Source organism: Bradyrhizobium diazoefficiens, assembly GCF_016616235.1.
GTDB classification, from domain to species: Bacteria; Pseudomonadota; Alphaproteobacteria; order Rhizobiales; family Xanthobacteraceae; genus Bradyrhizobium; species Bradyrhizobium diazoefficiens_H.
Genome location: NZ_CP067100.1, coordinates 5,204,324 through 5,218,931, shown reverse-complemented (window position 1 = coordinate 5,218,931; position 14,608 = coordinate 5,204,324). Strand labels below are relative to the sequence as shown.

Below are 14,608 nucleotides of genomic sequence, written 5' to 3'. Positions count from 1 at the left end.
CCGTGGCACGACCGGTCGCGAACGTGTCGGCGATGGGGGTTGCGAAGACATCATTCTCGCCGCTCGCGGTCCGCGGCCCGAGCTGGGACGGCCGCTTCACGGTGCTGATCCTGTTCCTGCCGCCAGCGCTGCTGCTGTTTACGTTGTTCGTGGTGCTGCCGATCGGCGAGGCCGCCTGGTATTCCGGCTTCAACTGGAACGGGTTCGGCAAGCCGACCAACTGGATCGGCTTCGACAATTACCGCTTCGTGCTGGAGACACGCGCGTTCTGGCTCGCGCTGCGCAACAACGGGCTAATCATCGCCGTTTCGCTTGCCGTCCAGCTGCCGCTCGCACTCACGCTGGCCTTGATGCTCGCCGAACGCTTTCGTGGCGCGGTGGCGCTGCGCATGCTGTTCTTCATGCCCTACATCCTGGCCGAGATCGCGACCGGGCTGATCTTCTCTTTCGTCTATGACGGCGACTATGGCCTCGTTGCTTCGATCTGGCGCAGCTTCGGCGCCGAGCCCCCGCATCTGCTGGCCTCGACCGACACGGCAATGCTGGCCGTGTTGATCGTGGTCGTCTGGAAGTACTTCGGCTTCCACATGATGCTGTTCATCGCGGCGCTCCAGGGCCTCGACAAGAGCCTGATCGAGGCCGCCCGAATCGACGGTGCGACGCGGTCGCAAGCCCTGCGTCATGTGGTCATCCCGTTGCTCTATCCGACGATCCGCCTCTCCGTATTCTTCGCCATCGTCGGCTCGCTGCAGCTGTTCGATCTCGTCATGCCGTTGACGCGTGGGGGCCCCGCGGATTCCTCGAACACGATGGTGAGCTTCCTCTACAACAACGGCATCTCCCGCATGCGGGTCGGCTATGGGAGTGCCATTGGTGTCATTCTGTTTGCGATCTGTGTGACTTTTGCGTTCACATACAAGCGATGGTTCATGCGCGATGAGTAGCATCGAGACCAGCCACATGCCGCTCGATCCAGCCGTGCTGCTCAAGGCGCTGTTCCTCGCGCTCGTCGCCGTCTTCGTGCTGGTGCCGTTGCTCGCAACTTTGCTTGGAGGAATCAAGTCTCTCGGCGAACTGCGCGTCAATCCGTTCGGCCTGCCACGTCAATGGGAGTGGCAGAATTATGCCGACATCCTGTTCTCCGCGCGCTACTGGCAGCTCTTGCGCAATTCGCTGATCATCTCGACGCTCACGGTGACACTGACTCTGCTCGTCGCCTCGATGGCGGCATTCACCTTCGCCCATATCAGGTTCTATGGCAGCTCGATGCTGCTGAGTTACCTGACGCTCGGCCTGCTGTTTCCGGCGGCGACCGCGGTACTGCCGCTCTTCATCAAAGTGCGCGATCTCGGATTGCTCGATACGTATTTTGGCGTTGCACTGCCGCAGGTAGCCTTCAGCCTTGCGATGAGCGTGCTGCTGCTGCGGCGCTTCTTCAAGGACATCCCGTATGAATTGCTGGAGGCCGCGCTGGTCGATGGCTGCAGCTATATCAAGTTCTTCCGCTACGTGACGCTGCCGTTGTCGCGGCCGATCCTGGCGACCGTCGGCACCATCACCTTCGTCAACAGCTGGAATGCCTATCTGTTGCCGCTGGTGATGCTCAACACCGATGCGCTCTATCCCTGGCCGCTCGGCATCATGGTTTATCAGGGCGAATATTCGTCCGAGTGGCATCTGATCCTGGCCTTCATCACGCTGACTGCGGGCGCGGTCAAAGGATGAACGGGACCTCGCGGAGACCACAATGAGAAAAGTCGGAATCGGAATCATTGGCTGCGGCACTATCAGCACCGCCTATCTGAAGGCGGCCCAGCGCTTCCCGGTGATGGAAATCAAGGCGCTCGCCGATATGCGCAGCGAGGTGGCGGAGCGGCAGGGCGCTGCGTTCGGGCTGCCGGGAATGCGGGTCGACCAATTGCTCAAGCGAGATGACGTCGAGATCGTCATCAATCTCACGGTGCCGCTCGCCCACACCGACGTCAGCCTCGCGGTGCTGAACGCCGGCAAGCACGTTCATTCCGAGAAGCCGCTCGGCATCAACGTTGCAGAAGCCCGCAAGGTGATGGATCTCGCCGCACAGAAGAACCTGCGCGTCGGCTGCGCGCCCGACACGTTCCTGGGTGGTGGGCACCAGACCGCGCGCAAGCTGATCGACGACGGCGCGATCGGCACGCCGGTGGCGGGCAGCGCCTTCTTCGGCTGCCCCGGCCATGAGCGCTGGCATCCAGCGCCGGGTTTCTACTATCTGCGCGGCGGCGGACCGATGCTCGACATGGGCCCGTACTACATCACTGATCTCGTGCAGCTGCTCGGTCCGGTCGCAAGCGTGATGGGCTCAACCGCGCGCGCGAGATCTGAGCGGCTGGTCACCAGCCAGCCGATGAATGGCGCGCTCATTCCGGTCGAGGTCGCGACCCATGTCGCGGGCACGCTGGAGTTCGAAAGCGGCGCAGTGGTCTCGATCGCGATGAGCTTCGACGTGCCCAAGCATCGGCACGCCCCGATCGAGATCTACGGCGACAAGGGCAGCATGCTGGTGCCGGACCCGAACCGCTTCGGCGGCGAGGTACAGGTGGCGAAGACCGGCGGCGAATGGGAGCCGGTTGCGTTGACGCACGGCCATGTCGAGGGCGAATTCCGTTCGATCGGCGTCGATCCTGATCTCTGTGCTTCGATGATCCGTGGCTGGCTGAAGGCGGAAGGTTTCGAAGTGCGGATCGAAACCACCACGGCGGCGTTTGCCGATCCCGCGATCCACGATCTGTCGCTGATCGTCCCGATCTACACGATGTCGACGATCGAGAAGGCGGAAGCGCTCAATCTCTGCGCGGCGGTGCGGAGCGGCGTCGGGCTCGCCGGCCATCATGGCGGCATGTGCGATGCGTTTCGCGAGTCCGTCGACTACCAGTTCATGTGCGGTGGGCAGTGGGTCGCCCATCCCGGTAACATCATCGACTACAGGGTCGACTTGACCAAGCCGGACGATCCCATCATGAAGGGTCTGAAGAGCTTCGAGCATCGTTCCGAGCAGTACTACATGCACGTCGACCCTGCCATCGAGGTATTGGCGACGACGACCTTCAGCGGCGAACACGCGCCCTGGATCGAGGGCGTGGTGATGCCCCTAGTGTGGAAGAAGCGCTACGGCGCGGGCAGGGTGTTTTATTCCTCGCTCGGCCACCGTGCCTATGAGCTCGATGTACCGGAGATCCGGACGCTGATGACCCGCGGCATGCTATGGGCCGCACGCGAATGAGGGATGATGCGACCCAGCCGTTGGTTCGCGCCACGCTCGAAGACGTCGCGCGCGCGGCGGGCGTTTCGCTCGCCACCGTCGACCGCGTCGTCAACCGGCGCGAGGGCGTGCGCGCCAGGACCGTCGCGCGTGTCGAGGCCGCGGTGGCAAAACTCGGCTATCGTGCCGACGTCGCGGCCGCGCGGCTCGCGCGCGGGCAGACGTTCCGCTTCGCCTTCGTGATGCCGACCGGCAGCAACAGCTTCATGACCAATCTGTCCGAGCAGGTCCAGCGCACCGCAGGCTGGCTCGCCGGCCAGCGCGGCTTCATCGATATCCTCCATGTCGACGTGTTCGATCCGGACGTGCTCGCCGGCGCGCTGGAAAACCTGTCGCCCGCTTATCAGGGCGTCGCGGTCGTCGCGCTCGATCATCCCAGGGTTCGCGCCGCGATCGACGAACTCGCGGGGCGCGGGGTCGCGGTGGTGACCCTTGTGTCGGATGCGCCGAGCTCGCGCCGCCTGCATTATGTCGGGATCGACAACCCGGCCGCGGGGCGTACTGCCGCAACGCTGATGGGACGGTTCCTCGCCGGCCGCGCCGGGACCGTTGCCGTGATCGCGGGATCGTTGTCGCTGCGCGATCACACCGAGCGGCAGTTCGGCTTCCACCAGATCCTGTCCGGCGAATATCCACATTTGCGCACACTGCCGGTGATGGAGGGCCGCGACGACAGCGCGCGCACGCGGGAGCTCACCGCCGCGCTGCTGGCGCGCCACGCCGATCTCCGCGGCATCTATTGCTGCGGTGCCGGAAACCGTGGGATCGCCGATGCCCTCGAGGACTCGGGCCGCGCGCGCGAAGTGGTCTGGATCGCGCACGAGCTGACCCAGCACACACGGCGTTTCCTGGTCCGCGGTACACTCGATGCCATCATCAACCAGGATCCCGGCCACGAGGCCCGGTCTGCAGCGCGCATCCTGCTCGCGCATTGTTCGGGTGAGCCCATCAGCCCTGACCAGGAACGCATCCGGATCGATATTTTTCTGCGGGACAATCTGCCCTAACTTCAAGTTGTTAAAATGAGTTGCGCACCTCAAAGAACTTCGACAACATCGTAAGCAAAACCCTATCGGGAGTCCGGGAGGAAAACTCATGAAGTCGGTCAAGGGCCCAGCCATTTTCCTGGCGCAGTTCGCCGGGGATGATGCCCCGTTCAACTCGTTCGATGCGATCTGTGAATGGGCTTCGTCGCTCGGCTACAAGGGCGTACAGATCCCCACTTGGGATGTGCGCCTGTTCGATCTCAAGCAGGCGTCCGATTCAAAGACCTATTGCGACGAAATCAGCGGTGTCGCGGCACGGCACGGCCTGGAGATCACCGAACTCTCCACCCATCTGCAGGGACAACTCGTGGCGGTCCACCCTGCCTATGACGCTGCCTTCGATGGCTTTGCGGCGCCGGACGTGCGCGGCAACCCACCGGCACGTACCGAATGGGCGATTGACCAGGTGAAGCGCGCGCTGAGAGCATCGAAACATCTCGGCCTGAAAGCGCATGCCACTTTTTCCGGCGCCTTGGCTTGGCCTTATGTCTATCCGTGGCCGCAGCGGCCGGCCGGCCTTGTCCAAGCAGCGTTCGACGAACTGGCGAGACGTTGGACGCCGCTGCTCGACTATGCCGACGAGTGCGGCGTCGACGTCTGCTACGAGATTCATCCCGGCGAAGATCTGCATGACGGCGTCAGCTATGAGATGTTCCTCGAACGGGTGAAGAACCACGCGCGGGCGAATCTGCTCTACGATCCGTCTCACCTCCTGCTGCAGCAGCTCGACTATCTCGAATACATCGACATCTATCACGAGCGCATAAGGGCCTTCCACGTCAAGGATGCGGAATTCAATCCCACTGGCCGACAGGGCGTTTATGGCGGTTTCCAGAGTTGGGTGAATCGGGCAGGTCGGTTTCGCTCGCTGGGCGACGGACAGGTGGATTTCGGCGGCATCTTTTCCAAGCTGACCGCCTATGATTTCGCCAGCTGGGCGGTGCTGGAGTGGGAATGCGCGCTCAAGCATCCCGAGGATGGCGCGCGCGAAGGCGCGGAGTTCATCAAGCACCACATCATCCGCGTGACCGAGCGCGCCTTCGACGATTTTGCCGGGGCCGGCACCGACGAGCTAGCCAATCGCAAGATGCTCGGCCTGGCCTAGGAGGTTCGCATGGCGATTGAAGCAAGCGGATACGACAGCACAGCCGGCCGCATCAGACTTGGCATGGTGGGCGGCGGCCAAGGCGCATTCATCGGCGCCGTTCATCGCATAGCGGCGCGGATCGACGGGCAGTTCGAACTGGTCGCAGGCGCGCTGTCTTCAGAGCCTGCCCGGGCGAAGGCGTCGGCCGCGGAACTCGGAATCACGACCGAAAGATCCTACGGATCGTTTGAGGAGATGGCGAGGGCCGAGGCCGCACGCCCCGACGGCATCGAGGCGGTTTCGATTGTGACGCCGAACCATGTGCACGCGCCCGCTGCCCGCGCATTCCTCGAGGCCGGCATCCATGTGATCTGCGACAAGCCGATGACGACCACGGTGGCGGAGGCGGAGCGGCTGGTCGATCTCGTGGAAAGGAGCGGCAAGGTGTTCGTTCTCACCCACAACTACACCGGCTATCCGATGATACGGCAGGCGCGCGCCATGATCGCCAAAGGCGAGCTGGGTGACGTCCGCGTCGTGCAGGTCGAATATCCGCAAGACTGGCTTACTGAGCGCGCCGAGCTTTCGGGAAGCAAGCAGGCCGAATGGCGCACCGATCCAAAGCGGTCGGGAGCCGGCGGCTGCATCGGCGACATCGGCACCCACGCCTACAATCTCGCTGCCTTCGTCACCGGACTGGAGACGGAAGCGCTCCTGGCGCAGCTCACCACTTTCGCGCCTGGCCGCCTGCTCGATGACCACGTCCAGATCATGTTGCGCTACAAGGGCGGTGCGCGCGGCCTATTGTGGGCAAGCCAGGTGGCGGTCGGCAACGAAAACGCCCTCAAGGTGCGCATCTACGGCACCAAGGGCGGGTTGGAATGGAGCCAGGAAGACCCGAACTATCTGTGGTTCACCCGTTTCGGTCAGCCGAAGCAATTGCTCACCCGTGCCGGCGCCGGCGCGCAGCCGGAAGCTGCCCGCGTCTCCCGCCTGCCGGGTGGACATCCCGAGGGATATCTGGAGGGCTTTGCCACGATCTATGCCGAAGCTGCGCGGACCATCCGCGCGGCGCGGACCGGCGCTGCGCCCGATGCCGGAACGATCTATCCCACCGTCCATGACGGCTTGGCCGGCATGCGCTTCATCGAGGCGGCTGTCGCGTCTTCGAAAGCCGGCAATGTATGGACCAAGGTCGGATGAAGGCGCTCGACGCCGATCTGTCCGTCACCACCCGAGCCTCGGTGCTGGAGGCGGTCGGGCTGTCGAAGTCATTCGGTCCGGTCGAGGTGCTGAAGGATGTCAGCCTGACGGTGTATCCGGGGGAGGTTCACGCGATTATCGGCGAGAACGGCGCCGGCAAGTCGACGCTCATGAAGCTGCTTGCCGGCCATTTGCAGCCGACCCGCGGCGAATTGCAGATCGACGGCGAAACCGCGACGCTGACGGGGCCGGTTGACGCGGAGCGTCGCGGCATCGTCCTGGTTCACCAGGAGATCCTTCTCGCGCCCGACCTCACGGTCGCGCAGAACGTGTATCTCGGCCGGGAGCTGCCCAAGGGCATCGTCGTAGACGATCGCGCTATGAACGAGGGGGCGCGCCAGGCCATACGTAATCTCGGTGCCGATGTCGATCCTGATGTCGTGGTGCGACGTCTTTCGATTGCGCAACGTCAGCTCGTGCAGATCGCCAGGGTGCTCCTGGTTCCTCACCGCGTGGTGATTTTCGACGAGCCGACCGCTTCACTGACGCCAATCGAAACCAGGGCATTGCTCAAGGTCATCGCCGATATCCGCGCCAAGGCCGTGAGCGTCCTCTACATTTCGCACCGGCTGCCGGAGGTCAAGCAAATCGCCGACAGAATCACCGTGCTGCGCGACGGCCGCGTTGTCGCCACCCATTCGACGCGCGAATTGCAACCGGTCGATATGGCACGTCTGATGGTTGGCCGCGACGTGGCCAAGCTCTACCCTGATCGCCACGCAATGGCCGCCCGGACAACCATCCTGGAGGTCGAGGATTTTTCCGTTCCCGGCTTCGCGCAGCATGCCTCGTTCCAGCTGGGGAAAGGCGAAATCCTCGGCTTTGCCGGCCTGGTCGGCGCCGGACGGACGGAACTGATGGAAGGTCTCGTCGGCCTGCGGCCCGGCCGCGGCGTCATCCGCATCAACGGCAAACCGGTGCAATTTCCGCATGTCGACGCCAGCCTGAAGGCCGGTATCGCCTATCTCAGCGAGGACAGAAAGGGCAGGGGCCTGCTGCTCGCCGAGGATTTGTGCGTCAACCTGACGCTCGCCTCGCTGGACAAATTCCGGCGCGGGCTTCAGATCGACCGGGCCAAGGAGCGCGTCGTGCTCGACAAGGCAATCGGCGAGTTCGACATCCGCGCCAGCCGCAAGGACATGCTCGCCGGCCAGCTTTCGGGCGGCAATCAGCAGAAGCTGCTGCTGGCCAAGATGATGATGACCGACCCCTCCATCATTATCATCGACGAGCCGACACGGGGCATCGACATCGGCACCAAGGAACAGATCTACAAGTTCATCGCGGCACTCGCTACGCAAGGGCGTTCGATCATGGTGGTGTCGTCCGAAATGCAGGAACTGATCGGCATTTGCGACCGCATTGTGGTGATGCGGTCCGGGCGGATCGTCGGCGCGGTGACAGGCGAGCACATGAACGAGAACGAGATCGTCGAGCTCGCGACCGGCGTCAAATCCGGGGAGGCTGCATAACTGAAATGACAGACTTCGCAGCAGATACTGGAAAAGTACACAAGTCCTGGAAGGACATTGACCTGCGCGCCGTCGCCCCCTTCCTGGCGCTGGCCCTCCTTCTGATACTCGGAGCTATCGCAAATCCCAACTTCATCAGCATCGACAACCTGCTGAACGTCCTCACCCGCAGCGCCTTCATCGCCATCATCGCGGTCGGTGCGACCTTCGTGATATCGGCCGGTGGCCTGGATCTGTCCGTCGGCTCCATGGTCGCGTTCGTCGCCAGCTTGACGATCATGTTCCTGAACAGCGGCCTTGTCGCCGATCCGGCAACGATGCTCGCCATCGCGATGGCGCTTGCCATTGTCATTGGTGCTGCCTGCGGCCTTGCCAACGGTCTGATCACAACGGCAGGCGGCATCGAGCCCTTCATCGCCACGCTCGGCACCATGGGGATCTATCGCGGTCTTACGACCTGGCTGTCGCAGGGTGGCGCCATCACGCTGCGGTCTTCCGATATCCAATCCCTGTATCGCCCGGCCTACTTCGGCTCGGTTCTGGGAATTCCGGTGCCCATCGTCATCATCGTCGTCACGGCTGCCGTCGGCACCTTCGTGCTGCACAGAACGCGGTATGGCCGCCATGTTCTGGCGGTGGGATCGAATGAGGATGTGGCGCGCTATTCGGGCATCTCCGTCGAACGCGTGCGCACGATGACCTACGTCATCCAGGGCCTGTGCGTCGCCGTGGCATGTCTGCTTTACGTGCCGCGGCTGGGATCGACCTCCGCAACCACCGGGCTGATGTGGGAGCTGCAGGCCATTACCGCAGTCGTGGTCGGTGGCACCGCGCTGCGCGGCGGCGTCGGTCGCGTCTGGGGCACGATGTGCGGGGCGTTCATTCTCGAGATCGTCGGCAACATCATGCTGCTTTCCAATTTCGTCAGCGAATATCTGATCGGCGCGATCCAGGGCGCCATCATCATCGTTGCGATGCTGGTCCAACGCTCCCTGGTACGCAAATCGTAAACGGCCGGGTTATCGGGTCGCCGGTCGCTGATCATAAGACCCGCTCTTGGGAGGAAGAAATGCGTAAGCGAATACTGTGCTTGGGCGTCGTCATGGCGGCTTTGATGAGCGTAGCTCACGCCGAAGACAAGAAGGTGACCATCGGCGTTTCGATTCCCGCCGCCGACCATGGATGGACCGCCGGCGTGGTGTTTCATGCCGAGCGGATGGCAAAGCTGCTGATGGCGCAACATCCGGGCTTGAACGTCATCGTGAAGACGGCTCCCGATCCGGCAACGCAGGCGAATTCTGTCCAGGATCTGGTGACGCGGGGCATCAACGCGCTGGTCATCCTGCCCTCCGATCCCGATCCCCTCGTCAATGCCATCAAGGAGGTGAAGAACAAGAACATCTTCGTTGCGCTCGTGGACCGGGCACCCAGCACCAACGACAATTCGGTTCGCGATCTCTATGTCGCCGGCAACAATCCGGCGCTCGGCGCCACCGCAGGCGAATACATCAAGAAAAACACGCCCAATGCTCAGGTCGTGGTCATTCGCGGTCTGCCGATCCCGATCGACCAGCAGCGCCAGGACGGCTTCGACAAGGCGATCTCCGGCTCCAACGTGAAGGTTCTCGCAAAGCAGTTCGGCAACTGGAATCGCGACGATGCCTTCAAGGTCATGCAGGACTACCTGACCAAATTCCCCAAGATCGACGTGGTGTGGTGCCAGGATGATGACATGGCAGTCGGCGTGCTTCAGGCCATCGATCAGGCCAAGCGGACCGACATTCAATATGTCATCGCCGGCGCCGGCTCGAAGGACATGGTCAAGAAGGTCATGGACGGCGACAAGCTGATTCCGGTCGACGTGCTTTATCCGCCGGCCATGGTTGCAACGGCCATGGAATTGACGGCCGCGAACTTTTACAATCAGGCCCCGGTTCGCGGCAGCTACATTCTCGACGCGACACTGGTCATCAAGGCGAATGCGAAAGATTTTTACTTCCCGGATTCGCCGTTTTGAACGCCCTCGCATTGCAGCCGCAGACGGAGGGGCTCGCCGCCTCTCCGTCGCATTTGTGGGAACCCCAACAAGCTCGCTTGATGTAACTGAGCCGGCGCAGGTTGAGAGCGAAGGACGTGCGGTGCTCGACCAAAACTCAGAGCATGCGGATGACGGCGCGCAGGCGCCGACGGCAACCTCTGTTCTTTGACGTCGGGAACGTTATTGCCGCACAATCGGGGAACTTAGCCGATCCAACTCAGAACGAAAAATATAGTGTGGCGCGGTATTGCTCCCCGGGTACCAAAACCACGATCTCCGGCTACTTTCCGGCTCCTGTAGTCAAGCCGCTGACGATGTAGCGCTCAAGGAAAATGCCAACCAGGACGAGCGGTGCGATCGCCGCCGTCGACAGCGCCGCCATCGACCACCAATTGATGCCTTGCGAGCCAGTCTGGCTCGCCACCATCACGGGGAGCGTCTTCGCGTCGGTGCTCGTCAACAGCGCCGCGAAGAAATATTCGTTCCAGCACAGCACCAGGGAGAGAATGAATGCGGCCATCATTCCGGGGACGGCGAGCGGCAGAATGATCCGCAGGAAGGCGCCCCACGTCGACAGGCCGTCCACGAAGGCGGCTTCGTCGAGCTCGATTGGAATCGCATTGAACTGATCGCGCATGATCCAGATGACGATCGGAAGCACCGTCAGCGTATAAAGCAAGACAAGGCCAAATCGTGTGTCGAGCAGGGCCAATGCCTTGTAGAGGACGAGGAACGGCAGCGCGAGCACGACCGGCGGCAGGATCAGCTGGGACATGAAGAAGAACAAGATGTCATCGTTGCGCATCCAGGCGAACTTGTAGCGGAAGCGGCTCAGGCCGTAGGCTGCCAGAGATCCGAGGATCAGTGCGAGCAAGGATGCGCCGACCGAGGTGATGATGCTATTGACGAAGCGGTTCACGAATTCGGAGCGTGCCGTCGAAGTTACGAACAGTGTATCTGGCGACAGGCCGAGCGAGCGCCATCCCTTCCAGTCCGGCTGAAAATCGACCCAGGGAACCAAGTGAGCTTGCGTCACATCGACCGCCGATTTGAGCGACGTCGTGACGGTCCAGTAGATCGGGAATAAGCAGATGATCGTCCAGAGCAGGAGTGCTGCGTAGATCAGTACGCGGCTTAGCGTCCGCTTTGCGTGAAGGGCCGCCGGACGCCTCTGGACGGACTTCAATGCCAAGGTCGATCTAGTCAATCGAGAAACTCCGTTTGGAAGCCCTAGACGACCTTCTGCGTCCAACGCTTGGAGAGGCGCAACAGGACGGTCAGGAGCACGATGATCATAAGCAGGTAAACCATAGCGAGCGCCGTGCCATATCCGACGTTCGAGCGGTCGCGGTAGACGCGGTAGATGAAGCTCGACACCGTGTCGGTCGCGCCTCCCGGCCCGCCAGCGGTGACGTTGATCACGAGGTCGGCGAGCTTCAGCTTGAAAATGATGCGGATAATGAGGACGGTGATGCTGACCGGCAGCATGATCGGAAACGTGACGTGCCAGAACGACTGCCAGCTGTTCGCGCCGTCGACCTTGGCGGCCTCCTGCACCTCCTTCGGCATCGCCTGCAGGCCTGCGAGAAGGATGATCATAATGAACGGGATCGACACCCACGCGTCCATTGCCTGGATGCTGAAGCGCGCCATCCACGGCGAGGCGAAGAATGCAGGGTTATCCCAGCCGAGATAGCGCGCCAGCGTCGCCGCCGGTCCGAAGCGATATTCCAGCAGTGACTTGCCGATCATCCAGCTCACGGCGACGGGGCTGAGCATCATCGGCAGCAGGAAGACCACGCGGAAGAATTTTCGCGCCCGGATCTCGCCGCTGAGCAAGAGCGCCAGTCCGAACGCAATCGCGTATTCGCCGAGCACCGCGGCGGTGTAAAAGACCATGTTGCCGAGCGCATTCCAGTAGTAGGTGTCGTTCAGCATGCCCCTGACATTGTCGAAGCCGCTGAAGCGCGGCCCTTCGATCGAGCTCAGATTCCAGTCGAGAGAGGCGATATAGATCCCGAAGAGCGTCGGGAAGACCACGACGGCGACGGTGAAGAACACTGCCGGCAGCAGGAACAGCGCGCGCTGGCCGCGCTCGCCGCGGGTCAGAACCTGTCCGACGCCAAACGCAACGGCCCAGACGAGATAGGCGATGAGGATCGGCCGCCAATCGGAAAATCCGGCAGTCAGCGCGCCGGTCGTATGCAAGATCTGAATGAAGAGGACAAGCAGGAAGCCGAGAGAAGCGAGCAGGACGAGGGCGCGACCGGCGATCTTCCTGCTGCCGCGTGCGCGCTTCGCCGCGGGCTGGTGGTGCAGGTCTTCGCTCACGGGTACGGAATTCTGCATCGGGATGAGCCGCATTCTATGCCGGCTCTGTCGCCCGGCAAGTCTTCGGCTGGCGCCGGAGGTGCCAGCCGAAGGTGGATGGCGTCGCGCAGGCGCCGCTATACGCCGAGAGAGGCCTTGTAGAGCCCGATCTGTCGCTCGCGGCCGATCTGGTCGGTCAGCTTCTCCCAGGCTGCGGCGATGTTGTTGGCGCCGGTTTGCGCGTCAACCTTGCCGGCGAATATCTTGGTGAGCTCATCTTCCGCGATGCTGTAGTACTGGAAGATGCCGGGGATGCGCGGCTCCACGGCGCGGTTTGGATGATTGTAGGAGGCGAGCTGCGAGTTCAGGTAAGAGGTGATGTATTTGCGGTCGTAGCCCGCCGCCACCCATTCGTCGTACTGGAAGTGGCTGGTGCGGTGAGCCTGGAAGCCGGAAGGATACATCACCATCCAAAGCGACAGATCCTTGCCGCCGAGATGCGCGGCCGCGCTCCACGCCGCCTTATGCTTCTTCTCGTCGCCATTGACCCGCGCCATGACGTAAACGCCCCAGCCGAGATAGGCGCAATTCGGCGCATGGTTCGGGCCGCTCGGGAGCTTGTCCCACTTTCCGGTCTTGGAGTTGTAGACGTCGTCCGAGCCCGGCAGGATGTCGAAGCCGACGATATCGCCGATTACGGAGGTGTCGCTCGCCTTCGCCACCTGGCCGATGTCGCCCCACCAGGGGACCATCGAGCCGATGCCGGCAAGGAATTGTTGGAAGCCGGTCGTGTTCGGATCGGCATTGAGCTGGTCGGCCGGCTCGAACGGCAACGCGTCGATCACGTCTTGGATCGCGCGGACCCAGGCCGGATTGTTGATGCGTGGCTTCATCGTATCGATGTCGAACAGCCAGGCCTTGTCATCGGGATGCTTGGCATAGGCCGAGGCGCGGCTGCCGAGGAAATAGAAGCCGAACCCGCCCCAGGGCTTTGGCGCGTCGAGATAGCCGAACGCGTTCTGGGTCTTGATCTTCTTGCCCTTGAGGAATTTCGTCACCGCCTGCACCTGCTGCCAGGTTTTTGGCACGCCCCACTCGGTCGAATTTCCCGCGTCTTTCCAGGCTTTGGCAAGGGTTGCGTCAGAGAAGACGTCGGTGCGGTAGTTGAAGTTGTGGCAGTCGCCGTCGATGGTGACCCGATAAGTCTTGCCATTCCACGTTCCGACCGGCGGCTTCAGGTAATCGACATAATCGTCAACATCTATCTGCTTCCTGACCCAGTCCGGCATCTCCGACGCCAGTCCCTTGCCACAGACGTCGCCCTCGAACGGCGCTCCCATTTCCAGAATGTCGAAATCGACCGTTCCGGTCGCGATCGCCTGTTGCAAGCGCGGATTGTAGTCCGCCTGGGCGAGATCGATCCAGGAAATCTTCGCGCCCGTATAGGCCTCCCACGGCTTCAGGAAGCCGCGAAACAACAGGTTATGTAAGTTCTGGTTGTTCAGCCCCATGAAGGAGAGTTCGACGCCTTTGAACTCGCCCTCCTTGATGCTGGCCTTGGTCGGACCAAGGCAGAGCTCACCGACCTTTTGCCAGTCGGCGTCGGTCGGAGCACCCTTGCCGACGCCTGGAATTTTCGTGATCTCGGCGCGCAAATTGGCTTGGGCGAAAGCAAGCTCGGAGAAGCTGCCAAGCGCGCCGCTCGTGCCAAGTGCGGCGGCTCCGGCCGCGCTCTTGAGCACCGTGCGCCGGCTCGGGTGCATTGCGGGATGCTGATCATGCTCTTGCTGAGTCACCACGAAATCCTCCCGTTTTTTGACGCTGCTTATGTCATAGTCGTGATCAGGTCCGATTGGGCCGCCTAAGCACCATGGAGAAGTGACGCTCGCCGATGTCGCGGCTGTCGTGCGAGAAGCCGCGTCGAGTATGCAACGGCACCGATCAAAGTCAACGAATCCGCGCAAAGCGGACGCGGTCATGCAATGCAAACGATGCTGTCGTTCTTGCGCTGCAGTAGGCCATCATGCGCTCGCTGGCTCCAGCGAGGGATGTCGCCTCGCCGCCATATTTGCGCCGAATGCGTAGCGCAGCCCG

12 protein-coding genes and 1 pseudogene are annotated in these 14,608 nt (G+C 62.3%); 10 read left to right on the top strand and 3 right to left on the bottom strand.

What is annotated here, in order from left to right:
- Nucleotides 1-2 precede the first annotated feature (2 nt).
- The 10 genes and pseudogenes from JJB99_RS24965 (at nucleotide 3) to JJB99_RS24920 (ending at nucleotide 10,183) form a co-directional block, all read left to right on the top strand.
- Nucleotides 3-944, top strand: a complete 942-nt coding sequence (locus JJB99_RS24965) for a carbohydrate ABC transporter permease (protein ID WP_200494916.1) — start codon at nucleotides 3-5, stop codon at nucleotides 942-944.
- 16 nt (nucleotides 945-960) lie between these two features.
- Nucleotides 961-1,725, top strand: a complete 765-nt coding sequence (locus JJB99_RS24960) for a carbohydrate ABC transporter permease (RefSeq protein WP_433995792.1) — start codon at nucleotides 961-963, stop codon at nucleotides 1,723-1,725.
- A 22-nt stretch (nucleotides 1,726-1,747) separates the two neighbouring features.
- Nucleotides 1,748-2,479, top strand: a pseudogene (locus tag JJB99_RS24955) (Gfo/Idh/MocA family protein); the annotation flags it as partial.
- 198 nt (nucleotides 2,480-2,677) lie between these two features.
- Complete coding sequence (locus JJB99_RS24950) at nucleotides 2,678-3,259, top strand: ThuA domain-containing protein (protein ID WP_246775329.1); 582 nt, start codon at nucleotides 2,678-2,680, stop codon at nucleotides 3,257-3,259.
- Entirely contained in the window at nucleotides 3,256-4,305 is a 1,050-nt protein-coding gene (locus tag JJB99_RS24945) for a LacI family DNA-binding transcriptional regulator (RefSeq protein WP_200494914.1), read from the top strand. The genes JJB99_RS24950 and JJB99_RS24945 overlap by 4 nt, the downstream gene beginning before the upstream one ends.
- Nucleotides 4,306-4,393: 88 nt before the next feature.
- Nucleotides 4,394-5,449 (top strand): sugar phosphate isomerase/epimerase family protein, encoded by a 1,056-nt coding sequence (locus tag JJB99_RS24940; RefSeq protein ID WP_200494913.1) that lies wholly within the window; start codon nucleotides 4,394-4,396, stop codon nucleotides 5,447-5,449.
- A gap of 9 nt (nucleotides 5,450-5,458) precedes the next feature.
- The gene (locus JJB99_RS24935) at nucleotides 5,459-6,634 is read left to right on the top strand and encodes a Gfo/Idh/MocA family protein (RefSeq protein ID WP_200494912.1); all 1,176 of its coding nucleotides are present in this window, start codon (nucleotides 5,459-5,461) and stop codon (nucleotides 6,632-6,634) included.
- A complete protein-coding gene (locus JJB99_RS24930) occupies nucleotides 6,631-8,166 on the top strand; it encodes a sugar ABC transporter ATP-binding protein (RefSeq protein ID WP_200494911.1) in 1,536 nt (511 codons plus the stop codon). The genes JJB99_RS24935 and JJB99_RS24930 overlap by 4 nt, the downstream gene beginning before the upstream one ends.
- 5 nt (nucleotides 8,167-8,171) lie before the next feature.
- The gene (locus JJB99_RS24925; RefSeq protein ID WP_200494910.1) at nucleotides 8,172-9,176 is read left to right on the top strand and encodes an ABC transporter permease; all 1,005 of its coding nucleotides are present in this window, start codon (nucleotides 8,172-8,174) and stop codon (nucleotides 9,174-9,176) included.
- A 59-nt stretch (nucleotides 9,177-9,235) separates the two neighbouring features.
- The gene (locus JJB99_RS24920) at nucleotides 9,236-10,183 is read left to right on the top strand and encodes a substrate-binding domain-containing protein (protein ID WP_433995731.1); all 948 of its coding nucleotides are present in this window, start codon (nucleotides 9,236-9,238) and stop codon (nucleotides 10,181-10,183) included.
- 301 nt (nucleotides 10,184-10,484) lie between these two features.
- On the opposite strand, the gene JJB99_RS24915 is transcribed toward JJB99_RS24920, so the two are convergent.
- The 3 genes from JJB99_RS24915 to JJB99_RS24905 all read right to left on the bottom strand — a co-directional run bounded on the left by JJB99_RS24915 (nucleotide 10,485) and on the right by JJB99_RS24905 (nucleotide 14,277).
- The gene (locus JJB99_RS24915; protein ID WP_433995791.1) at nucleotides 10,485-11,390 is read right to left on the bottom strand and encodes a carbohydrate ABC transporter permease; all 906 of its coding nucleotides are present in this window, start codon (nucleotides 11,388-11,390) and stop codon (nucleotides 10,485-10,487) included.
- Nucleotides 11,391-11,434: 44 nt separating this feature from the next.
- Entirely contained in the window at nucleotides 11,435-12,535 is a 1,101-nt protein-coding gene (locus JJB99_RS24910) for a carbohydrate ABC transporter permease (protein ID WP_246774989.1), read from the bottom strand.
- 116 nt (nucleotides 12,536-12,651) lie between these two features.
- Nucleotides 12,652-14,277, bottom strand: coding sequence for an extracellular solute-binding protein (locus tag JJB99_RS24905; RefSeq protein WP_200500294.1), 1,626 nt, complete (start codon nucleotides 14,275-14,277; stop codon nucleotides 12,652-12,654).
- Nucleotides 14,278-14,608: the final 331 nt, after the last annotated feature.